Here is a 21,403-nt window from a genome sequence, read left to right on the forward strand (position 1 = left end):
TGGATGGCACGAGCGGCGACAACCTCCGATGCGTTCAATGCGATCGCCGAACCGCAGCGCCGCGAGATCCTGCTCCGTCTGCGGCGAGGTGAAAGCGCGGTGGGCGAGCTGGCGCACGAACTGGGGATGACCCAGCCGCAGGCGTCGAAGCATCTGCGGGTCCTTCGCGAGGTCCGCATCGTCCACGTCCGTAGTGACGGCAAACAGCGTCTGTACGAGCTGGATCCGTCGGGGCTGCTGCCGGTGAAGGAATGGCTGGGCGGCTTCGAACAATTCTGGAACGAGAGCTTCAACAGGCTGGGCGACTATGTCCGGGAACTGGACCAGACCCGACAATCGAAAGAATCAGATGACTGACACGGCAGACCGGGAAATCGTGGTCACCCACGAGATCGACGCCCCACCCGCACTCGTCTTCGAGGCGTTCACCGACGTCCGGCACCTGTCGAGATGGTTCGGGCCCGACGGATTCACCACGACCACAAAATCATTCGACTTCCGAGTCGGTGGTGAGTGGGACTTCATGATGCACGGACCCGACGGCACCCACTACCCGAACTGGATCCGCTGGCGCGAGATCGACCCACCGAAACGAATCATGGTGGATCACGGCAGTTTTCGGGACGATCCGGACGCTTTCGAGTCCACTTTCACCTTCGAACCGGTCGGGGATCGCACCCGGATTGTGCTGCGAAATGTCTTCCCCACCAAGGCGCTCCGCGACCAGGCCGTCGAGAAGTTCGGAGCGATCGAAGGCGGGCAGCAGACGCTTGGCCGCCTGGCGAACTACATCGTCGCCGGCACTCACCATCAGGAGGAGCCGCAATGAGTCGAGTTCGAGTCCACAATTTCTCCGTCTCTCTCGACGGCTTCGGTGTCGGCGAAGGCCAGACCCGGCAATCGCCGTTCGGTCACGCCGGCACCAGGCTCCTGGAATGGGCCTTGCCGACGCGCACCTTCACCGAGATGGGGCTGCACGGCGACCAGCCCGGTACCACCGGCGTCGATGAGGCGTTCGCGAGCCGATGGAACACCGGTATCGGCGCGGAGATCATGGGGCGCAACAAGTTCGCCCCGAAACCCGGACCGTGGCCCGACGATGAATGGACCGGCTGGTGGGGTGACAACCCGCCGTTTCACACGCCGGTCGTCGTACTCACCCACCACCCTCGACCACCGCTGGAGCTCGACGGTGGGACCACCTTCCACTTTCTCGACGCGACACCCGTCGAGGCTCTCGACCGGGCCCGCGAGCTCGCCGGCGACCTCGACATCCGCATCGGTGGCGGCACCACGACCGTCCGGGACTTCCTTCGGGCCGATCTGGTCGACGAGATGCACATCGCCGTCGTGCCCATCTTCCTCGGTCGCGGCGAACGGCTCTGGGACGGACTGGAAGGACTTGAGGACCGTTTCGACATCGACACGGTGACCTCGCCCAGCGGCGTTGTCCACGTGTCGTTCTCGCGACCCTCCGTCGCGCAATAGCTCGAAAGGTCATGCTGCACATCCCGATAGGTTCGGTGATGTGTTGTGCTCGCCAGAGCACCGCTACATATCGGACGATCTCACCGATCGGGTGCGAGCTGATAGCCGGCGCTGACCACAATCGCAGGGCCGGGACCGGCTACCATCCCGCGTACGGCCTTTGCTTGAGGAGTACTTCGCATGTCTGATCTCACTCTGTCCCGCGGTCAGAACACCGCGCTGTCCGGGCCACGTCCGCTGCGCGTCGAGGTCAAGGCAGGTGCGCCTCTCGACGTCCTGGCTTTCGTCCTGGGGGACGACCAGAAGGTCGGCTGCGATGCGGATTTCGTGTTCTTCAATCAGCCCGCACATCCCAGCGGTGCGGTGATTCTCGACGGTTCGGGTGCCGTCGTCGTGGATCCGGCCCGGCTCCCCGCAGGTGCGAGCCGGGTGCACATCGGAGTCGTGGCCGAGAATCTGACGCTCGGCGACGCTCGCGTCGAAGTTGTGCTGTCCCAAGATGATCGGACGGTCGTCGCTCCTGGCGAAGGGCTGTCCGTGGAGACCTCGGCGGTGCTGATCGAGATCTACCGGCGTGGCGGCGAGTGGAAGATCCGCAATACCGGCGCCGGCTGGGAAGGCGGCTTCGCCGATCTCGTGCGCAGCCACGGTGTGCAGGTCGACGACGAACCCACGTTGGTACCGGTCGTCCACGACGGACCCCGCAGTGCGCCCGGCGAGGAGAAGCTCTCACTGACCAAACGCGCCAAGCTTGACCTGCGAAAGAAGCAGGTACACCAGGTGCTGCTGGAGAAGAAGGTCACTTCCGGCGTGCGGGCTCGTGTGGTCATGGTCATCGACAAGACCTTCTCGATGTCGGCGCTATACCGCGACGGCGTCGTCGGCGAACTCGTCGAACGGATGACCGCGGTGGCCACCCAACTCGATGACGACGGCGCGCTGGAGGCATACATGTACGCCGTGCAGTGCGCCAAACTGCCCGATGTCACCGTCGATCGCGCCGAGGAATGGGTACGCGACTACGTCCACCTGCGCGGTGTGCGCGGCGGCATCGACTACGACCTGCTCGGCGGCCGCAACGAGGAACTGCCGATCCTTTCGCAGGTGATCGCCGACTGCCGCGACTCGAAAGACCCTGTGTTGGTGCTGTTCTTCACCGATGGCGGCTTCGCCCGCGGCAGGCGGGCCATCCAGAAACTGATCACCGAGGCCGCGGTGCTGCCGATCTTCTGGCAGTTCATCGGTATCGGGAAAGCCGACTTCGGCGCCTTGACCGCCCTGGACGAACTCTCCGGTCGCGTCGTCGACAACGCAGGCTTCTTCGCCGTCGACGACGTGTCCCGGATCAGTGACGACCAGCTGTACCGCCTGCTGCTCTCGGAGTTCCCGGACTGGCTGACCGCCGCTCGTCATGCCCGGGTGTTGCGCTGACCGGATCAGGCGCCTCTAGCTCGGTCACTTCGTCTCATTCGGATGACTCGTGTGTACCTGCTCGAGATATACCGTCTGGCCATCGACGTAGAACCAGATCCGTGCCGTGCCTTTGAGGGTCGGCTTGTGCTGCCAGCGCTCGTACGTTTTGTCTCCACGACGGATCGTGCTGAGTTCGTCGCGCAGCGGATAGTTGGTCGACGTGCGGACCTGCGGCGTTGTGGTCAAGAAGTCCCACGTGTCGGCCATGGGATTGCGAACTGTCGCCACCAGATCGCGCCAGCCCTTTTGTGCTCCGACAGTGGCGAATCGGATCTCGTACTAGGATCTTTTCGCGGGCCGCGGGACCAGGCTTTCCCTTGCCACGATCAGGGCCGCTCGACTGGCCCGGCGGTAAGGGCGTCGTCTGCCTCCAGCCATTCGACCGGCTCCGAGCCGAGGCCTGCGGCGATCGCGGCAGCAGTCTCTTTCCAGGAAGTGAGCTCGGCGACGGCCAGGTGCGGCTGGCCGGTGGAGAACGACGCCCGGGCGGCGTCGACAAGGGCGCGCGCGCACGCTGCGCGTCCGTCCGGAGAGAGTGCCAGCATCCACGGAAACAGCTCCGCCATCCGTGCTTCGAGCGGGCCGTCGCCGTCGAGGGCTGCCGTGATGAGTTGCGCAGCAAGCTGATAGTCTACCTCGTCGACGGCGACGACCTGATCATCTTGCAGTCGCGCTATCACTACTGACCGGATCAGGTGGGCAACGGCCCGATGATCATGATCGGCGCCGCGTGATCACCCGCGTTGACTGTGCGGACGGGGACGACGCGCTGGTGAGCGGATCGTCTACGCCGCCGCGCGTCATGCCCAGGTGCCGGGCTGAACGGATCGACCCTATGCTGAGCGTATGCGCGCACTGACTTGCCCGAACTGCAATGCATTGTCAGGATTCGTCAGTCAGGAATGTCCCCGGTGCGGGGCGAGCCTCGGGGTGCATCTCCCAAGCCGATCGCTGGTCGTGGCACATCCCGACGGCATTGAAATCGACGGTCGGCGGTGGGTGAGATGTGCCAATTGGCATGACATGGGCTGCAACTGGGTGACGCCCGCCGAACTCGGTGTGGGTGAGGAGGGGCTTCGTGGGCGGTGCTTCGCGGGCTCCTTGATCCGGGTTTATCCCGACACCGACGACACGGTCGCGCTCGACAAGCTCCACTCGGCCACGGTGAACCTGCGGATGTTGGTTTATCAGCTCGCCGAGCTAGGACTGCCGATCGAACCTTTCTGGCGCACCGAGGGTGGGCTGGCGTTTGATCTGACGTCGAGCATCACCACCGGAAAGCCGGTGGTGATCGGCCATGCCAACGGCGTGGTGACGATCGACCTGGCCGAGACGATGGACGCCTACCGGGAACGCCTCCGAGTGCGCCTCGGGGAACCGTATAGGACGATGCTCGGGCATTTCCGACATGAAGTGGGCCACTACTACCAGAACGTGCTGATCGAAAACGGCGAGGGCGCCGCCCGGTATCTCGACGAGTGCCGCGAGATCTTCGGTGACGAGCGAGCGAGCTACCAGGACGCGATCAATCGCCACTACAAGTTCGGCGCGCCGGAGAACTGGCATGAGTCGTTCATCTCCGAATATGCGACGATGCACCCGTGGGAGGACTTCGCCGAGTGCTTCGCCCACTACCTCCACATCACAGGAACCATCGACACCGCACGGGAATCGGGGTTGATGCTGGACAAAGATCTGGTGCGCTTCTCGATGGACCGCGCCATCGTGCCGTTGGAGAGCTACGCCGACGAACCGATCGAACGGCTGCTCTACGACTGGAAATGGTTGTCCGCCATGTTCAATCGGGTCAATGCAGCAATGGGAGGACAGCTACTGTATCCGTTCGACATACCGGAACCGGTGGTCGCGAAACTCGGTTTCGTGCACAAGGTGATCCGGGGGACCGCGAAATTCGACTTGTGTTCCACACACGAAAGGGCCGACCACACCTATGAGCACCACTGAGACCCCGACCGAACTCTGGGTGCAGCGCACCGGAACCCGCCGCTACACCGGGCACAGCTCGCGTGGGGCCCAGGTGCTGATCGGGTCCGAGGACGTCGAGGGGGTGTTCACGCCCGGGGAACTGCTGAAGATCGCGCTCGGCGCGTGCACCGGTATGTCGTCGGACAAGCCGCTTTCGCGTCGGCTCGGCGACGACTATGACGCTACGATCCGGGTCAGCGGGCCCGCGGACCGGGAGAACGAGGTGTACCCGGTCCTGTCGGAGATCCTGCAGGTGGACCTGTCCGAACTCGACCCCGAGGCCGCGCAACGGTTGCTCGTGGTGGTGGAGCGGGCCGTCGAAGCTGTGTGCACCGTCGGGCGGACCATCAAGGCCGGTGCCGAGGTCAAGCTGGAGATCGAGACCGACTAAGAGTGAATCCGCTCACACCGGCTAGTTTTGAGTGATGAGCGCAACACAGCAGCGGCTGACCGCCTGGGTGCACGGACATGTTCAGGGCGTGGGCTTCCGGTGGTGGACGCGGTCGCGTGCCCTCGAACTGGGCCTGGTCGGATATGCGGCCAATCAGGCCGACGGCCGGGTGCTGGTGGTCGCTGAAGGGCCACGCGCCGACCTCGACCAACTGGTCGACTGGCTGCGCAACGGCAACACACCCGGACAGGTGACGCTGGTCGTCGACGATTTCTCCGTGGCCCGGCGAGACCTCCAGGGCTTTCACGAGAGGTGACTGGGGCGGGACCTTCCTCACAGTGGTGTGACCTGGACCTGTCGTAGCCCGCGGGTAGGGTTGTCGGTCGTGCATCTCAAGAGCCTGACCCTCAAGGGGTTCAAATCGTTCGCGTCGGCGACGATGCTGCGCTTTGAGCCGGGCATCACGTGTGTGGTGGGCCCGAACGGCTCGGGCAAATCCAACGTCGTCGACGCGCTCACCTGGGTGATGGGGGAGCAGGGCGCCAAGGCGTTGCGCGGCGGCAAGATGGAGGACGTCATCTTTGCCGGCACTTCCGGGCGGCCTCCGCTGGGCCGGGCCGAGGTCACCTTGACCATCGACAACGCCGACGGCGCGCTTCCCATCGACTACTCCGAGGTGTCCATCACGCGGCGGATGTTCCGCGACGGCGCCGGTGAGTATGAGATCAACGGCAGCACGTGCCGGTTGATGGATGTGCAGGAACTGCTGTCGGACTCGGGCATCGGCCGCGAAATGCACGTCATCGTCGGACAGGGGCGGCTGGCGGCGATCCTGGAATCGCGGCCCGAGGACCGGCGCGCCTTCGTCGAGGAGGCGGCCGGTGTTCTCAAGCATCGGCGCCGCAAGGAGAAGGCGGTCCGCAAGCTACAGGGGATGCAGGCCAACCTCGACCGGCTCGGCGATCTGACCGCCGAACTGCGCCGTCAGCTCAAACCGCTCGGCAGGCAGGCCGAGGTCGCCCGCCGGGCACAGACCATCCAGGCCGACCTGCGCGATGCCCGGCTGAGGTTGGCCGCCGACGACCTGGTGACCCGCCGTGCCGAGATGGCCCAGCACACCGCCGTCGAGGACGAGGTGCGTCGCGAACAGGACACCGTCACAGCACAACTGGACACGGTTACCGCTGCCGCCGCCGAACACGAAACCCACCTCGCCGAGATCGTGCCCGCCGCCGAAGCCGCCGGCCAGGGCTGGTTCCGGCTCTCGGCACTGGCCGAACGTGTCGACGCCACCTGTCGCGTCGCCGGCGAACGTAGCCGCTACCTGTCCGAACCCTCGGCGCTGCCCAGCGGTCCCGATCCGGAAGAACTCGAGACGGAGGCCGAGGAGGCCGCCGATACCGAGATGGAACTGACCGAGGCCGTCGAAATGGCCGCCGAACGACTCGATGAGGCGAAAACCGAGCTGGCCGAACGGGAATCGTTCGCCGAGGCCACCGAACGGGCCCATCTGGAGGCGGTGCGGGCGATCGCCGACCAGCGTGAGGGTATCGCCCGGCTCGAAGGGCAGGTGGCCAACCTGCGTACGCGCACCGAATCCGTCGACGCGGAGACCACGCGGCTCACCGAGGCGATCACGGCGGCCTCCGAACGCGCCGACCACGCCCGTCACGCACAGGACGCAGCCGAGACACTGCTAGCCGAACTCGAAGGCGCCGAGGCCGGACTCGATGAACACCACGACAGGTGTGTGGCCGCGCTAGAGCTGTCCGATGATCGGGTGGCTGCCCTGCTGGCCGAGGAACGTACCACCGAGCAGCGGATCGCCTCACTCACTGCCCGCATCGAGGTTCTCTCCGGCAGCCTCGAACGCGGCGACGGCGGTGCATGGCTGCGTCAGAACGCCGCCGACGGCCTGCTGGCGCCACTTGCCGAACTGCTCACCGTCGAACCGGGATACGAGACGGCGGCGGCATCGGCTCTGGGCAGCCTCGCCGACGCGATCGTGACCGTCGATGGCACCGCGGCGGTCGGAGCGCTCACCGCGTTGCGCGCCGGGGACGGCGGACGGGCCGCGCTCATTGTCAGCGGACTGCCGGTGAACGGGACTCGACGTGTTGTCGACCTGCCTTCGGGAGTGCGCTGGGCCGCCGACGTCGTGACCTGCCCCGATTCGGTCCGCGGAGCGCTGGAAGTGCTCCTCGCAGACACCGTCGTCGTCGACGACGCCACCGCGGGCCTGGGATTGGCGCAGCGCCACCATCTCCGGGCAATCACCCGCGACGGCGACCGGATCGGGCCCGCAGCCATCGAAGGCGGTTCGGCGCGGCGGCAGTCGAGCCTGGAGGTGCAGTCGGCGATCGATACCGCCCGCGCCGAACTCGACGCGGCCCGGCGCACCGTCGAAGAGGTCACGGCCGCGTTGTCGGGTGCGCAATCCGAACAGGCCGACCGCAAGGCATCGGCCGAGGCGGCGCTGGCGGCGCTGCACGAATCCGATACCAACCTCGGTGCGGCCTACGAACAGCTCGGCCGCCTGGGCCAGGACCTGCGGACGGCACACTCGGAGACCGAACGCCTGACCCGCCAGCGCGATCGTGCCGAGGAGAGCCGCGCCGAGAACCTCGCCGCACTGCACGAACTCGAAGAACGTCTGCGCAACGTGCGCGACACCACCGAATCCGGTCCCATCGCCCTCGACGACGATCTCGAACGCCTCGCCGCCAGTGAGGCCGTCGGCGCCGCGCGCAGCGTCGAGATGGAGGCGCGGCTGGCGTTGCGGACCGCGGAGGAACGCCTCGCATCGGTGCGCGGCAAGGCCGACTCACTGCGCAGCGCCGCGATGCGAGAGCGGGAGAATCGCGAACGGCAGCGCCTGGCCGACGAGGCCCGTCGCGAGTCCGCGGTCGTCGCGCAGTCGGTGGCGAGGGTAGGTACCGAAGTCGCCCAGCGGGTGCGTGCCGCGGTGGCGCAGGCCCAACGCGGACGCGACGAACTTGACGGCATCCGCAAGTTGCGTTCGGCCGCGCTCGATGAACTCAAACGGGAGTCGGCGCAGCTCACCGACCGGCTCAACGCCCTGCGTGACAGCGTGCACCGTGACGAGCTGGCGCGCGCGCAGGCGGCGTTGCGCATCGAACAGCTCGAAGAGCAGATCGTCGAATCGTTCGCGATCACCCCCGACGACCTGATCGCCGAATACGGTCCGGATGTGCCGATGCCGCCATCTGCGCTGGAGATCGCCGAATACGAGCAGGCCAAGGAACGCGGCGACCAGGTGGTGGCGCCCGCGCCGATGCCGTTCGACAGGCGCACCCAGGAAACCCGGGCCAAGCGGGCACAGCGGGACCTCAATACCCTCGGCAAGGTCAATCCCCTTGCCCTGGAGGAGTTCGCAGCGCTGGAGGAACGTTACAACTTCCTGTCCGCGCAGCTCGAGGACGTCAAGGGTGCCCGCGCGGATCTGCTGGCCGTAGTAGAGGAGGTCGACGCGCGCATACTGCAGGTGTTCACCGAGGCCTACGCCGACGTCGAGCGCGAATTCGAGCAGGTATTCGCCTCACTGTTCCCCGGCGGCGAGGGCCGGCTGGTGCTCACCGACCCGAACGACATGCTGACCACCGGCATCGAGGTGGAGGCCCGCCCGCCCGGCAAGAAGGTCAAACGGCTGTCGCTGCTGTCCGGTGGGGAGAAGTCGCTGACCGCCGTCGCGATGCTGGTGGCCATCTTCCGGGCGCGGCCGTCCCCGTTCTATGTGATGGACGAGGTGGAGGCCGCCCTCGACGACACCAACCTGCAACGACTCATCGGGCTGTTCGAACAATTGCGGGAAAAGTCGCAGCTCATTGTGATCACCCACCAGAAGCCGACCATGCAGGTCGCCGACGCGCTGTACGGCGTCAGCATGCGCGGCGACGGAATCACCACGGTCATCTCGCAGCGTCTGCGCGGCGTCGATATCGCCGTCCCCGCCACCGAACCCGGGTAGCCTCTGCGCTGATGGAAAACGCACTCGTGCTCCTCGTGCTGTTGGTGACCATTCTCGTGGTCGCCGAAGTGCTCGCGCGGCGCGTCATCACCGACCGGCTCACCGGGCGGCTCTCGGAGGTGGCCGGCTACCCGATCGTGGTGGCGCTGAGTCCGCGCCCGATCGTGCTGCAGTACTTCGGGATGGTGCCGCACGTGCGCGCGAGCGGATTCGGCGCCGGCGGCGAATGGACCGATGTGCGCGCCGATCGCCTCACCCTGGGCAACCGGACGACGATCGGGGAACTGCGCGGAATCATCGAGGTCGACGGGATCGTGGTGACCGGCACGGCCGACGACCTGACCTACGACAAGAGCCGCCTGACCCATGTTCGGGGTATCGACGCGTCGGCGCAGATCTCCTTCGAACGGCTGATGGCGCTGGCCGCGGGGTCGGCCGGAACCGGGACCGTCACGTCGATCAGCGGAGACATCGCCAGGTCCACCTTGCGGGTGAAGGTATCGGCGCAGGTGATGATCGTCCCCGTCCCGGTGGCCATCACCCTCAAACCCCGGGTGGACCACGGCAGGATCCGGTTCACGGTGCTGCGGGCCGAGGTGTTCGGCGCGTACGTCCTGGCCGATTTCGTCCAGATGTTCGTCAACCGGCTCACTCTGAACCTAGACGCCCTCACCGAAGCGGTCACCGTCGTCGGGGTCGAAGTGTCCGACGCGGGGATCGCGGCGGCGTTCACCGCCAACGATGTGGTGGTCGGCGGCGGGGCATCGGGCTGGCGGATGGTGCGCTCGGCGGGGGGGGCCGCCGCCGACGCCGCGGGCGGGCCAGACCCGGAGGACCGGGCTGAACCCATGGCCGGGTGAGTCGGGTCCGCTACAGGTATTGCTTCTGCAGTTCGCGCTTGACCAGTTTGCCGGTGGGAGTGCGGGGCAGATCGTCCAGGAAGTCGATCGACCGGGGCACTTTGTAGGCGGCGATCCGCTCACCGGTGAAGGCCAGCAATTCGGCGGCGAGTTCAGCAGAGGGGACGTGACCGGGCGCCAACTGGACGCACCCCTTGGCGACCTCGCCGAGATCCGGGTCGGGGACGCCGATCACCGCGACGTCGTACACCGCCGGATGGCCGATGAGGACGTTCTCCGCCTCCTGCGGATAGATGTTGACCCCGCCGGAGATGATGGTGAACGCCTTGCGGTCGGTCAGGTACAGGAATCCGTCCTCGTCGAGGTAGCCGATATCACCTGTGGTGGACCAGGTTTCGTGCTCGGGATGCTGGGCCTCGCGGGTCTTGACCGGATCGTTGTGATACTGGAACGGCACGAAGTCGCGTTCGATGAACACCAGCCCCACATCGCCTGTGGGTAGCTCGGCTCCGGCGTCGTCGCAGATGTGGATGATGCCCAGCAGTGCCTTCCCGACCGAGCCCGGACGTTCCAGGGCGTCCTGCGGCCCGATGATGGTGGCTCCTGCGGCCTCCGTCGACGCCCAGTATTCGTGGATCACCGGTCCCCACCATTCGATCATCGCGCGTTTGACCTCGACCGGGCACGGTGCGGCCGCGTGGACGGCGTACCGGATGCTGCTCACGTCGTAGCGTTCGCGGATCTCGGCGGGCAGCTTGAGCATCCGGATGAACATTGTCGGTACCCACTGGCTGTGGGTGACCCGATACTTGTCGATGGCGGCCAGCGCCGCCTCGGGCTCGAATCGGTCGAGCATGATCACGGTTCCGCCCACCGAATTGGTGACACCGCAATAGCGCAGTGGCGCAGCGTGGTACAGCGGTGCGGGGGACAGGTACACCGTGTCGGCGGTGAACTGGAACAAACCGCCGAATACCACCGTGTAGGTGTCGGGGATCTGGTCGACCTGGCCGTCCGGAAGGGGAATCTTGATGCCTTTGGGCCGACCGGTGGTTCCCGAGGAGTACAGGAAGTCGGTTCCGCGCGGCTGATCGGCGCGCGGCTTGGGTGACGCAGTCGCCAGGACGTGCTCATAGTTGTCGAAGCCGTCGAGTTCGCCGCCCCACACGATGCGGTGACCGGGCCGGCCGAGTGCCTCGATCTGCCCGGCGTCGGCGACGGCAGCGGCTACGGAGGCGCCGGCGAACAGCACACTCGCACCGCAATCGGTGAGGATGTAGTTGGTCTCCTCCGCCGTCAGGTGGTGGTTGATCGCCGTAATGTACAGACCGCTGCGCAGCGCCGCCCAGTACACCTCGAAGATGTGCAGATCGTTGGCCGAGACAACAGTGATGTTGTCACCCGGCCGGAGTCCCAGTGCCGCGAGGTGATTGGCGATCCGGGTGGAGTTCTCATCCAATTCGCGATAGGTCAGCGACTCACCGGTCGCGGCGGCGATCACCGCGGGCTTGTCCGGGGTGGTGGCGACGAATGCTCCGGGAAACACAGGCAACTCCTCCTTGATGCGGGGTCCGAGGGCGATCGTATGCCGGGTGGTCGCAGCCTCGTGGTGGCTTCGTTGAACGCGGTGGCTTCGTTGAACGCGGTGGCTTCACCGAACGGTGTGGTGCGCATACAGACGTGGGTGTTCGCCTCGCCCGATCGGTGTCCGGCGCACTCGTCTGATTGACTGGAGCAGACGCTACGGAAGGACGTGTGGAGTGAACTCAGGACTGGTCATCGGCATCGTGGTGGCGGTACTGCTCATCGTCGCGCTGATCGGCCTCGGGACCGTGCTGGCGCGGCGCCGCCAGATCTCGCTCACCGAGGACAAACCGGCAACCAAGCAGGTCGACGGTACCCCCGACGGCACCGGGCGCCAGGTCGACAGGTCCGGCGGCTACAAGGCCGGGTCCGGATTCAGCTTCAGTCAGGGATCGACGGCGCTCGCGGAACCACCCAAACCTCGCGAACCGGAAACCGTCGCGAAGGCCCCCGCACAGCCCGAGGCCCCCGCACAGCCCGAGGCCCCCGCACAGCCGAAGGTAGGCACCGCGCCGGAGATCGCCGCGGAGCAGGAGGTCATCGCGAAGCCGGAAGTGACCGCAGAGCCTGAGGTTGCGGCCGGGCCCGAGGTCATCACGGACGCGGAGGTCACCACCCAAGCGGAGGTCACGACAGAGGCGGTGGTGACCGACGAGTCCGACGTGACTGCCGGGTTCGTCACCACCGACGAACCGCCCGCGGCGGAGCCCACCGTCACCGAGCCCGACGCATCGGGCGCTCCAGCGGCGTCCGAAACCGCAACCGCACCCGAAGTGACGGCACCGTCGACCCCGGAACCCGAGGTCGTCACAACCGGGACCGCCATAGCGCCCGAGACCACGCAGGCCGACGAGATCATCGTCCCGGACACCGCCGAACCGGCGACTGTGGCACCGGCCATCGACGAGATCGCGCCCACCGCGGGCCGGCTCGGCAAACTGCGTGGACGCCTGTCCCGGTCGCAGGGGGCCATCGGCAAGTCGATGCTGGGTCTGCTCGGTGCCGGTGACCTCGATGAGGACAGCTGGGAGGAGATCGAGGACACGCTGATCATGGCCGACCTGGGCACCACCTGCACCACGGCTGTCGTGGAGAACCTGCGCACCGAACTGGCCAGCAACCCAGTCCGCACCGCCGACGATGCCCGCGCGCTGCTGCGCAAGGTGCTCGTCGCGCAACTGCATCCCGAATACGACCGGTCGATCCGGGCGCTGCCGCATGCCGACCGGCCGTCGGTGATGCTGGTCGTGGGAGTCAACGGAACCGGTAAGACCACCACCACCGGCAAACTGGCCCGCGTGCTGGTCGCCGACGGCCGGCGGGTGCTGCTCGGTGCCGCCGACACCTTCCGCGCCGCCGCCGCCGACCAGCTGCAGACCTGGGGTGAGCGCGTCGGGGCGCAGGTTGTGCGCGGTAAGGAGAATGCCGACCCGGCCTCGGTGGCCTTCGATGCCGTCGCCAAGGGCATCGAAGAGGGTGTCGACGTCGTCATGATCGACACCGCCGGCCGCCTGCACACCAAGACCGGTCTGATGGATGAGCTCGACAAGGTCAAGCGGGTCGTGGAGAAGAAGGCCCCCGTCGACGAGGTGATCCTGGTTCTCGACGCGACGGTCGGCCAGAACGGTCTCGTGCAGGCCAGGGTGTTCGCCGACGTCGTCAAGATCACCGGGGTGGCGCTGACCAAACTTGACGGCACCGCCAAGGGCGGCATCGTGTTCCACGTTCAGGAGGAACTGGGTGTTCCGGTGAAGCTCGTCGGCCTCGGTGAGGGAGCCGACGACCTCGCGCCGTTCGAACCGGGAGCATTCGTCGACGCACTGTTGTAGGTCCATCGATCCGGGCCCTACGCGGGGGACGAGAACTCGCACCTGCGTAGGGCCGCTGTGAGATACCGCTGAGAGCCGTCCTGACGGTTTACGCATATGAAATATATTCTGCGTCGTGGTTCACCGGCATGAAACATCAGCGCACCACCACGGAAACCACCGCCCGACAGAGTCATCACAGGCGCCGAGAGGTCGGCGTAACTCGTCAGGAGGTTTCATACAGTGGTTCTCGCGCTGCCAACAGATTCGTTTGGCACATTCGACACTGGCGACACGGCGTGGATTCTTACCTCCGCGGCCCTCGTGTTGCTGATGACCCCGGGCCTGGCCTTCTTCTACGGAGGTCTTTCCCGCGGTAAATCCGTTCTGAACATGATGATGATGTCCTTCGGCTCGATGGCCACGGTCAGCGTCGTATACGTGCTGTGGGGCTTCTCAATGGCCTTCAGCAGCAGTATCACCAACGACGACGACTTCGCAGGCATCTTCGCCAATCCGTTCTCGCTGTTCGGCTCAGACCAGCTGACCAACACGATCGAACAGGGTGGGGAAACTCTGTACGTCACCGGCGGCGGATCCATTCCGTCGATCGTGTTCATGGGCTTCCAGCTGACCTTTGCCGTCATCACCGTCGCTCTGATCTCCGGTGCGCTCGCCGAACGTGTGAAGTTCTCCACCTGGCTGGTGTTCACCGTGGTGTGGACGACCGTGGTCTACTTCCCGCTCTCCCACATGGTGTGGGGCGGTGGCATCATGTCCGGTGCCGAGCGGGGCTTCGCGTCGTGGATCTTCGGCAGTGAAGACGGCGAGGCCAAGGTCGCACCCGTCGACTTCGCCGGTGGCACCGTGGTGCATATCAATGCCGGTGTAGCTGCCCTGGTTCTGGCCGTCATCATCGGTAAGCGCGTCGGTTTCGGCCGCACCGCCTACCGCCCGCACAACATCCCGTTCGTCATGCTCGGCGCCGCGCTGCTGTGGTTCGGCTGGTTCGGCTTCAACGTCGGTTCCGAACTCGCCGCCGACATGACCGCCGGCCTGGTCTGGGTCAACACCACCGCCGCCACCGCCGCCGCGATCCTCGGCTGGCTCGCAGTCGAATTGATCCGCGACAAGCACGCCACCAGCGTGGGTGCCGCCTCGGGTATCGTCGCCGGCCTGGTCGCCATCACCCCCGCCTGCGGTGCGCTGACCCCGGTCGGCTCGCTGATCCTCGGTGCGGTCGCCGGTGCACTGGCCGCCGTCGCCATCGGACTGAAGAACAAGTTCGGCTACGACGACTCGCTCGACGTCGTCGGCGTCCACCTCGTCGCCGGCCTCTGGGGCACCATCGGCATCGGTCTGCTCGCCAAGGGTGACGGCCTGTTCTGGGGCGGTGACGGCAAACTGCTGGTCGTGCAGTTCGTGATCGCGCTGTTCGCCCTCGTCTTCACCGGTGTTCTCACCGCCGCCATCGCCTACGCCCTCAAGCCGCTGGGCTGGCGCGTCAGCGATGAGGATGAGAAGGTCGGCATCGATGAGGCAGAACACGCCGAGACCGCCTATGAATCAGCGTGAACGCGCTCACATCGACAACTACGCTGAATTCTGTGGAGAGGGATAATTCATGAAGCTGATCACTGCCATCGTCAAGCCGTTCACGCTCGAAGACGTGAAGGCCGGACTGGAACAGGCGGGCATCCTCGGGATGACCGTGAGCGAGGTCCAGGGCTACGGCCGCCAGAAGGGACACACCGAGGTCTACCGGGGTGCCGAGTACTCCGTCGACTTCGTGCCGAAGGTCCGGGTCGAGGTCGTCGTCGACGACGCGGCCGTGGACAAGGTCGTCGATGTGATCGTCGAGGCCGCCCGCACCGGCAAGATCGGTGACGGCAAGGTCTGGGTCTCCCCGGTCGACTCGGTGGTCCGGGTCCGCACCGGTGAGCGCGGGGCCGAGGCCCTGTAACCCACCACCCGGGGTCGATCAGTTACTGGTCGATCGCCCGGTCCGCACCGTGCATCGCGGCCCCGCGACTGATGACAAGTCAGGCGCGGGGCCGCGACCATCTCACGACCGGCGCACAGCGCACGGTCATTCGCCGGGTATCAGCCCCTTCCACGGATCTGCGAGGTATCGAAAACCCCATGGCAGCAACAGATCTTGCCCAGGCCAGGCGTCAGCTCCTCACCTCGGCGCGCGCCGGCAAACTCGACGCACCGGGTTTGCGTCAGGTGCTCGTCGACCTGCACGAGTTCTGGCTCAACAGCAAAGCGGCCGAACTCGGCATCTCCGCCGACAGCGGGCTGGCGATCGTCGCGGTCGGCGGACTCGGCCGCGGCGAGTTGTTGCCCTTCTCCGATCTCGACCTCATCCTCCTGCACGACGACCTGCCCACGGCGACGGTGTCCGAGGTCGCCGACGGGCTGTGGTATCCCCTCTGGGATGCCAACATCCCGCTCGATCATTCGGTGCGCACTGTGCCGCAGGCGCTGTCGGTGGCCGCCGAGGACGTCACCGCCGCGCTCGGCCTGCTCGAAGCCCGGCACATCGCCGGCGACGAGGACCTGTCGAAGCTGCTCATCGGAGGTGTGCGCCAGCAGTGGCGTGCCCAGATCCGCACCCGGTTTCCCGATGTCGTCGCCCACGCCCAGGACCGGTGGCGCCGGGCCGGCGACATCGCGCACCGCGCCGAACCCGATCTCAAGAGCGGCCGGGGTGGCCTGCGCGATGTCCAGTTGCTCGGGGCGCTGGCCATCGCGCAACTGACCGACGGCCTGTCGACCGCGCGTGCCGATTCCTCGGGATCGGCGCCGCAGACCGCGTACGTGCGGCTGCTCGACATCCGCACCGAATTGCACCGCATCGCCGGCCGTCCGCGTGAACAGGTGCGCGCCCAGGACGCCGACGAGATCGGTGCGGCACTACGGATCGGGGACCGGTTCGACCTGGCCCGATCCATCAGCGACGCCGCGCGTACCATCAGCTACTCCATCGACGTGGGCCTGCGAACAGCGGGCAATGCGTTGCCGCGGCGCGGTCTGGCCAAGCTCCGACGCACACCCGTGCGTCGCCCACTCGATGAAGGCGTTGTCGAGCACAACGGCGAGGTCGTGCTGGCGCGCAACGCGATTCCGAGCAGGGATCCGGGTCTGATTCTGCGGGTGGCGGCGTCGTCGGCACGTACGGGCCTGCCGATCAGCGCCTCGACGCTGAACAGACTCGCCGACTATGCGCCGGAGCTGCGCGAACCGTGGCCGAAGGAGGCGCTCAGTGACCTGCTCGTGCTGCTCGGGTCGGGTCATCACATGGTCGATCCGATCGAGGCGCTGGACCGGACGGGCTTGTGGGGCCGGCTGATTCCCGAATGGGGTGCGGTGCGCGACCTGCCGCCGCGCGATGCGATCCATTCCTGGACCGTCGACCGGCATCTGGTGGAGGCCGCCTCCTACGCCAGCGCGATGACAACTCGCGTGGCCCGTCCAGATCTGCTGGTGCTGGGTGCGTTGATTCACGACCTGGGCAAAGGGCGCGGCGCCGACCACAGCATCGTCGGTGCCGAACTTGCGATACAGCTCGGCAACCGGATGGGGCTGTGGCCGCAGGACGTCACGATCCTGTCGGAGATGGTGCGCCATCACCTGCTGCTGCCGTCGGTGGCCACCCGGCGTGACCTCGACGACCCGGACACGGCGCAGTTCGTCATCGACACCCTCGGTGGCAGCAGGGTGCTGCTCGAATTGCTTGCAGCCCTGGCCGAAGCGGATTCGCTGGCCACCGGCCCCGGCGTCTGGGGTGACTGGAAGTCCTCGCTCATCCTCGACCTGGTCCGGCGCTGCCTGCGACTCATCGACGGTGCCGAACCCGTTGTCGCTGAACCGTTGTCGCCGGAGCAGATCGCCCTGGCCGAGGCGGGTGGATTCGCCGTGGAGATCTCCCCGGCCGAAGGGCTGCACACCTACACCGTCACCATGGTCGCCCCCGATCGGCCGGGGCTGCTGTCGAAGATGGCCGGTGTGCTCGGCCTGCACGGCCTGCGAGCGCAGTCGGCGTCGGTACGCAGCCACGCGGGCAGCGCGGTCAACACCTTTGTGGTGGTGCCGCGGTTCGGCACCCCACCCGAGGTCGGGCTGATGCGTCAGCAACTGATCGCGGCGATCGAGGGCAAAGTCGACGTTCTCGCCCGCCTCGATGCCCGCGAGGCCGAGTCCCCGGTCCCCACGATCGGCAGCATCGCCGAGGGCGTCGGCGCGATGGCCGGGGTGTCGGCGTCGGCGGGCAGCACCGACCCCGCCGCCGACGGGGCAGGCCACGCCAAGTTCGCGGTCCCCGCGCTGTTCGCCGTCGCACCCACCAAGATCCTGTGGTCGGGTGCGCCGGCGGATCAGGGTGACGGTGCCGGTGAAGCCGGTGGCCAGGCCATCCTGGAACTGCGCGTGGACGACCGGATCGGACTGCTCAGCCGGGTCAGCGCGGTGCTGGAATCGCATGGCGTCGACGTGCGCTGGGCCAAGGTGACCACGCTCGGCAACACCGTCGTCGACACGTTCTGTGTTCGGCGTTCGGATCCGGCGCACAGTATCGACGACCCGCAGTTCCGGGCCGCGGTCGAGGCCGACATCCTGGCCGTCTGCCCGCAACCGCAGCCGCGCGTCGAACCGGACTCGGGTCATGGACACGGCACCACGGGCGGAACCTCCCGCTCAGGTGTGCCGATCAGCTGACCCGGCCGCAGACATGGAACACTAGAGAAATGTTCGATTCCCTCTCCGACCGGTTGACCGGTGCCCTGAAGGATCTGCGCGGCAAAGGCCGACTGTCCGACGCCGACATCGACCGGACCGCCCGCGAGATCCGCCTGGCGCTGCTCGAAGCCGACGTCTCGCTGCCGGTGGTCCGCGGGTTCATCGCCAAGATCAAGCAGCGCGCCAAGGGTGCAGAGGTGTCGGCCGCCCTCAACCCGGCCCAGCAGGTCGTCAAGATCGTCAACGAGGAACTCGTCGGGATCCTCGGCGGTGAGACCCGGCGCGTGCAGTTCGCCAAGAAGCCGCCGACGATCATCATGCTCGCCGGCCTGCAAGGCGCGGGTAAGACCACCCTGGCCGGCAAGCTCGGTCACTGGCTCAAGCAGCAGGGTCACACCCCGCTGTTGGTGGCCTGTGACCTGCAGCGTCCCGGCGCGGTCTCGCAGCTGCAGATCGTCGGCGAACGAGCCGGAGTGCCGGTGTTCGCGCCGCATCCGGGGACCAGCGTCGGCAGCGAGGGTGTTCTCGGCGTCAGCTCCGGCGATCCGGTGGCGGTGGCGCGGGCCGGTATCGACGAGGCGGTGTCCCAGCACTACGACGTGGTGGTCATCGACACCGCCGGCCGCCTCGGTATCGACGAGGAGCTGATGCGGCAGGCCGCCGACATCCGCGAGGCCACCAACCCGGACGAGGTCCTGTTCGTCGTCGACGCGATGATCGGTCAGGACGCGGTCTCCACGGCCGAGGCGTTCCAATCGGGCGTCGGATTCACCGGCGTCGTGCTCACCAAACTCGACGGCGACGCCCGCGGTGGTGCGGCGCTGTCGGTGCGTGAGGTCACCGGCCGGCCGATCATGTTCGCCTCCTCCGGCGAGAAACTCGAAGACTTCGACGTCTTCCACCCGGACCGGATGGCGAGCCGCATCCTGGGCATGGGCGACGTGCTCAGCCTCATCGAACAGGCCGAACAGCACTGGGACCAGCAGCAGGCCGAGGCCGCCGCCGCCAAGATCACCCAGGGCGACCTGACCCTCGAGGACTTCCTCGAACAGATGCTGATGATCCGCAAGATGGGTCCGATCGGCAACATTCTCGGGATGCTTCCCGGTGCCGGCCAGATGAAGGACGTGCTCGCGCAGGTCGACGACAAGCAGCTCGACCGGGTGCAGGCCATCATCCGCGGCATGACTCCCGCCGAGCGAGAGAACCCGAAGATCATCAACGCTTCCCGACGGCTGCGCATCGCCAACGGATCGGGTGTCACGGTGAGCGAGGTCAACCAGCTGGTCGACCGATTCTTCGAAGCCCGCAAGATGATGGCGCAGATGTCCGGGCGCATGGGTTTCGGGCCCGCCGCCGGTCGCCGCAATGCGCGTAAAGGCAAGGGCAAGAAGGGAAAGGGCCGTGGACGCGGACCCACTCCGCCGAAGGTGCGCGGCGGTTTCCCGGGAATGGGCGGCATGCCTGGTATGCCTGCCGGATTCCCCGATCTGTCCAACATGCCCGCCGGGCTCAACGAACTGCCGCCGGGACTTGAAGGCATCGACGTCTCGCAGTTCCAGCAGCCGAAGAAGCGCGGCAACTAGGCCGCGATGTCGACGGGAGGGCCGATGGCACAGGGCGCGTTGCGATTTCGCGGAATCGATCCGTTCACCGAGCAGTCGCTCGAGTTCTGGGTCGTCGATGGGCGGATCACGTACGAGCCCGTCGCGTCGGCCGAGACCGCCGTCGACGGCGGCTGGATCGTCCCGGGGCTGGTCGACGCGCACAATCATGTCGGGATCGCTCCGGGGCTCGACGTCACCATCGAGCAGGCCCGGCAATCGGCGTACGCCGACGCGAAGGCCGGGGCCCTGCTGATCCGCGAGGTCGGCTCGCCGCTGGACACGCATCCGCTCGATGACGATCCGCTGTGTCCGAGGTTCATCCGGTCGGGGCGCCACATCGCCCGGCCCAAGCGGTATATGCGCGGGTACAGCGTCGATCTGGTCGATCCGTCCGACCTGCCTGCCGAGGTGGCACGGCAGGCGGCGGACGGCGACGGGTGGGTCAAGATCGTCGGCGACTGGATCGACCGCGACGTGGGTGACCTCGCACCGCTGTGGGACCGCACCACCCTGGAGGCCGCGGCGGCAGCGGCTCACGCCGCCGGGGCCCGGATCACCGCGCACGTCTTCGGTACGGACGCTCTCGGCGACATCATCGACGCGGGGTTCGACTGTATCGAACATGGCACCGGCTTGACCCCGGATCTCATCGATGCCCTTGTCGATCGATCAATTACCTTGGTGCCCACCGTGATTCAGGTGGACAACTTCCCGGGTATCGCCGACGGCGCGGACCGGTTCCCGGTCTATCAGGCCAATATGCGTTCGCTCCACGCCAGTGCCGGGACGGTGTTCGCCGCAGCCCGCGAGGCCGGGGTGCAGATGTTCACCGGCACCGACGCAGGTGGATTCATCACACACGGACGCATCGTCGACGAGATCGAGGCACTCGTCGGCCTCGGCTGGGGACCTGTCGATGCGTTGGCGGCGGCCAGCGTCGACGCCCGGCGGTGGCTCGGAGCCGGTGGGCTGGCCGAGGGCGATCGAGCAGACTTCCTGGTCGTGTCCGACGATCCGCGCGAGAGCATCACCACGTTGCGTTCGCCGACGGTCATCATGTGTTCGGGCCTGCGGATCGTGTAACTACGCGCTACATCATTCGGCCCTGTTCCGGGGTCGGTTCTCGCGCTAGGGTCACTGTGATATGTGGCACAAACGTTGCAATGGGGTTGGTTCTTACTCGGTAGTAATGTAGCGTTTAAGTTGCAGTCGGGTTCGGATATGGATGCTTTTCGCGGGGTAAGCAACCACATCCGAACCCGGCTCTTTTATGTCCCCAGTCCGACCGCCTACGTCCGCGCTGCGGGGTGTCGCGTGGCCGGTAGACATGTAAAGAATCTTTACACATCGGCGAAATATGTAAAAAAATCGGCAAAAACTTTACATGTTGGGTGTGTTGCGGCACTGTTTCCTCATGACGACCTGGGATCCGCGTAGGCCCTACAACTCACTACCGCAGCCTCCGCGGGCGGATGCGC

General features: G+C 66.6%; 18 protein-coding genes. 15 read left to right on the plus strand and 3 right to left on the minus strand.

What is annotated here, in order from left to right; genetic code table 11:
* Window positions 1-3 precede the first annotated feature (3 nt).
* From Q0627_RS08160 to Q0627_RS08175, 4 genes are all read left to right on the plus strand, one after another.
* The gene (locus Q0627_RS08160; RefSeq protein WP_291020601.1) at window positions 4-357 is read left to right on the plus strand and encodes a helix-turn-helix transcriptional regulator; all 354 of its coding nucleotides are present in this window, start codon (window positions 4-6) and stop codon (window positions 355-357) included.
* Entirely contained in the window at window positions 350-829 is a 480-nt protein-coding gene (locus tag Q0627_RS08165; protein ID WP_298808940.1) for an SRPBCC family protein, read from the plus strand. The genes Q0627_RS08160 and Q0627_RS08165 overlap by 8 nt, the downstream gene beginning before the upstream one ends.
* A complete protein-coding gene (locus Q0627_RS08170) occupies window positions 826-1,488 on the plus strand; it encodes a dihydrofolate reductase family protein (protein ID WP_298808942.1) in 663 nt (220 codons plus the stop codon). The genes Q0627_RS08165 and Q0627_RS08170 overlap by 4 nt, the downstream gene beginning before the upstream one ends.
* Window positions 1,489-1,668: 180 nt before the next feature.
* Entirely contained in the window at window positions 1,669-2,919 is a 1,251-nt protein-coding gene (locus Q0627_RS08175; protein ID WP_291020410.1) for a VWA domain-containing protein, read from the plus strand.
* Window positions 2,920-2,943: 24 nt separating this feature from the next.
* Here the strand turns inward: Q0627_RS08175 and Q0627_RS08180 are convergent, their stop codons facing one another.
* Window positions 2,944-3,168 (minus strand): hypothetical protein, encoded by a 225-nt coding sequence (locus tag Q0627_RS08180; protein WP_291020412.1) that lies wholly within the window; start codon window positions 3,166-3,168, stop codon window positions 2,944-2,946.
* Between the two features lie 119 nt (window positions 3,169-3,287).
* Window positions 3,288-3,641 carry a hypothetical protein gene (locus tag Q0627_RS08185; RefSeq protein ID WP_291020414.1) on the minus strand — a complete coding sequence of 118 codons (354 nt, stop codon included), beginning with the start codon at window positions 3,639-3,641 and terminating at the stop codon, window positions 3,288-3,290.
* Between the two features lie 166 nt (window positions 3,642-3,807).
* On the opposite strand from Q0627_RS08185, the gene Q0627_RS08190 reads away from it, so the two are divergent.
* The 5 genes from Q0627_RS08190 to Q0627_RS08210 all read left to right on the plus strand — a co-directional run bounded on the left by Q0627_RS08190 (window position 3,808) and on the right by Q0627_RS08210 (window position 10,186).
* Entirely contained in the window at window positions 3,808-4,926 is a 1,119-nt protein-coding gene (locus Q0627_RS08190; RefSeq protein WP_298808945.1) for a putative zinc-binding metallopeptidase, read from the plus strand.
* Entirely contained in the window at window positions 4,913-5,338 is a 426-nt protein-coding gene (locus Q0627_RS08195) for an OsmC family protein (RefSeq protein ID WP_291014147.1), read from the plus strand. Before Q0627_RS08190 ends, Q0627_RS08195 begins: the two co-directional genes overlap by 14 nt.
* A 34-nt stretch (window positions 5,339-5,372) precedes the next feature.
* Window positions 5,373-5,654 carry an acylphosphatase gene (locus Q0627_RS08200; protein WP_291014145.1) on the plus strand — a complete coding sequence of 94 codons (282 nt, stop codon included), beginning with the start codon at window positions 5,373-5,375 and terminating at the stop codon, window positions 5,652-5,654.
* A gap of 69 nt (window positions 5,655-5,723) precedes the next feature.
* On the plus strand, window positions 5,724-9,326 hold the full coding sequence (gene smc, locus Q0627_RS08205; RefSeq protein WP_298808948.1) for a chromosome segregation protein SMC: 3,603 nt from the start codon (window positions 5,724-5,726) through the stop codon (window positions 9,324-9,326).
* A gap of 11 nt (window positions 9,327-9,337) precedes the next feature.
* Complete coding sequence (locus tag Q0627_RS08210) at window positions 9,338-10,186, plus strand: hypothetical protein (protein WP_298808951.1); 849 nt, start codon at window positions 9,338-9,340, stop codon at window positions 10,184-10,186.
* A gap of 10 nt (window positions 10,187-10,196) precedes the next feature.
* Here Q0627_RS08210 and Q0627_RS08215 read toward each other — a convergent pair whose 3' ends face one another.
* Window positions 10,197-11,732 (minus strand): AMP-binding protein, encoded by a 1,536-nt coding sequence (locus tag Q0627_RS08215; protein ID WP_298808953.1) that lies wholly within the window; start codon window positions 11,730-11,732, stop codon window positions 10,197-10,199.
* Between the two features lie 214 nt (window positions 11,733-11,946).
* On the opposite strand from Q0627_RS08215, the gene ftsY reads away from it, so the two are divergent.
* The 6 genes from ftsY (at window position 11,947) to Q0627_RS08245 (ending at window position 21,008) form a co-directional block, all read left to right on the plus strand.
* On the plus strand, window positions 11,947-13,599 hold the full coding sequence (ftsY, locus tag Q0627_RS08220) for a signal recognition particle-docking protein FtsY (RefSeq protein ID WP_291015441.1): 1,653 nt from the start codon (window positions 11,947-11,949) through the stop codon (window positions 13,597-13,599).
* Between the two features lie 222 nt (window positions 13,600-13,821).
* On the plus strand, window positions 13,822-15,153 hold the full coding sequence (locus tag Q0627_RS08225) for an ammonium transporter (protein ID WP_291015442.1): 1,332 nt from the start codon (window positions 13,822-13,824) through the stop codon (window positions 15,151-15,153).
* Window positions 15,154-15,202: 49 nt separating this feature from the next.
* The gene (locus Q0627_RS08230) at window positions 15,203-15,541 is read left to right on the plus strand and encodes a P-II family nitrogen regulator (protein WP_291015443.1); all 339 of its coding nucleotides are present in this window, start codon (window positions 15,203-15,205) and stop codon (window positions 15,539-15,541) included.
* 179 nt (window positions 15,542-15,720) lie between these two features.
* The gene (locus tag Q0627_RS08235) at window positions 15,721-18,297 is read left to right on the plus strand and encodes a [protein-PII] uridylyltransferase (RefSeq protein ID WP_291015444.1); all 2,577 of its coding nucleotides are present in this window, start codon (window positions 15,721-15,723) and stop codon (window positions 18,295-18,297) included.
* A gap of 29 nt (window positions 18,298-18,326) precedes the next feature.
* Complete coding sequence (gene ffh / locus Q0627_RS08240; protein WP_298808959.1) at window positions 18,327-19,904, plus strand: signal recognition particle protein; 1,578 nt, start codon at window positions 18,327-18,329, stop codon at window positions 19,902-19,904.
* A 24-nt stretch (window positions 19,905-19,928) separates the two neighbouring features.
* Window positions 19,929-21,008, plus strand: a complete 1,080-nt coding sequence (locus Q0627_RS08245; protein WP_298808962.1) for an amidohydrolase family protein — start codon at window positions 19,929-19,931, stop codon at window positions 21,006-21,008.
* Window positions 21,009-21,403: the final 395 nt, after the last annotated feature.

This window comes from uncultured Gordonia sp. (assembly GCF_937858515.1).
In the GTDB taxonomy this organism is placed as follows: domain Bacteria; phylum Actinomycetota; class Actinomycetes; order Mycobacteriales; family Mycobacteriaceae; genus Gordonia.

Coding starts and splice junctions, on each gene's coding strand:
- Q0627_RS08170 (WP_298808942.1), top strand. CDS start 826: ATGAGTCGAGTTCGAGTCCACAATTTCTCCGTCTCTCTCGACGGCTTC.
- Q0627_RS08235 (WP_291015444.1), top strand. CDS start 15,721: ATGGCAGCAACAGATCTTGCCCAGGCCAGGCGTCAGCTCCTCACCTCG.
- Q0627_RS08195 (WP_291014147.1), top strand. CDS start 4,913: ATGAGCACCACTGAGACCCCGACCGAACTCTGGGTGCAGCGCACCGGA.
- Q0627_RS08180 (WP_291020412.1), bottom strand. CDS start 3,168: ATGGCCGACACGTGGGACTTCTTGACCACAACGCCGCAGGTCCGCACG.
- Q0627_RS08190 (WP_298808945.1), top strand. CDS start 3,808: ATGCGCGCACTGACTTGCCCGAACTGCAATGCATTGTCAGGATTCGTC.
- ffh (WP_298808959.1), top strand. CDS start 18,327: ATGTTCGATTCCCTCTCCGACCGGTTGACCGGTGCCCTGAAGGATCTG.
- Q0627_RS08230 (WP_291015443.1), top strand. CDS start 15,203: ATGAAGCTGATCACTGCCATCGTCAAGCCGTTCACGCTCGAAGACGTG.
- Q0627_RS08210 (WP_298808951.1), top strand. CDS start 9,338: ATGGAAAACGCACTCGTGCTCCTCGTGCTGTTGGTGACCATTCTCGTG.
- Q0627_RS08160 (WP_291020601.1), top strand. CDS start 4: ATGGCACGAGCGGCGACAACCTCCGATGCGTTCAATGCGATCGCCGAA.
- Q0627_RS08245 (WP_298808962.1), top strand. CDS start 19,929: ATGGCACAGGGCGCGTTGCGATTTCGCGGAATCGATCCGTTCACCGAG.
- Q0627_RS08200 (WP_291014145.1), top strand. CDS start 5,373: ATGAGCGCAACACAGCAGCGGCTGACCGCCTGGGTGCACGGACATGTT.
- Q0627_RS08175 (WP_291020410.1), top strand. CDS start 1,669: ATGTCTGATCTCACTCTGTCCCGCGGTCAGAACACCGCGCTGTCCGGG.
- Q0627_RS08165 (WP_298808940.1), top strand. CDS start 350: ATGACTGACACGGCAGACCGGGAAATCGTGGTCACCCACGAGATCGAC.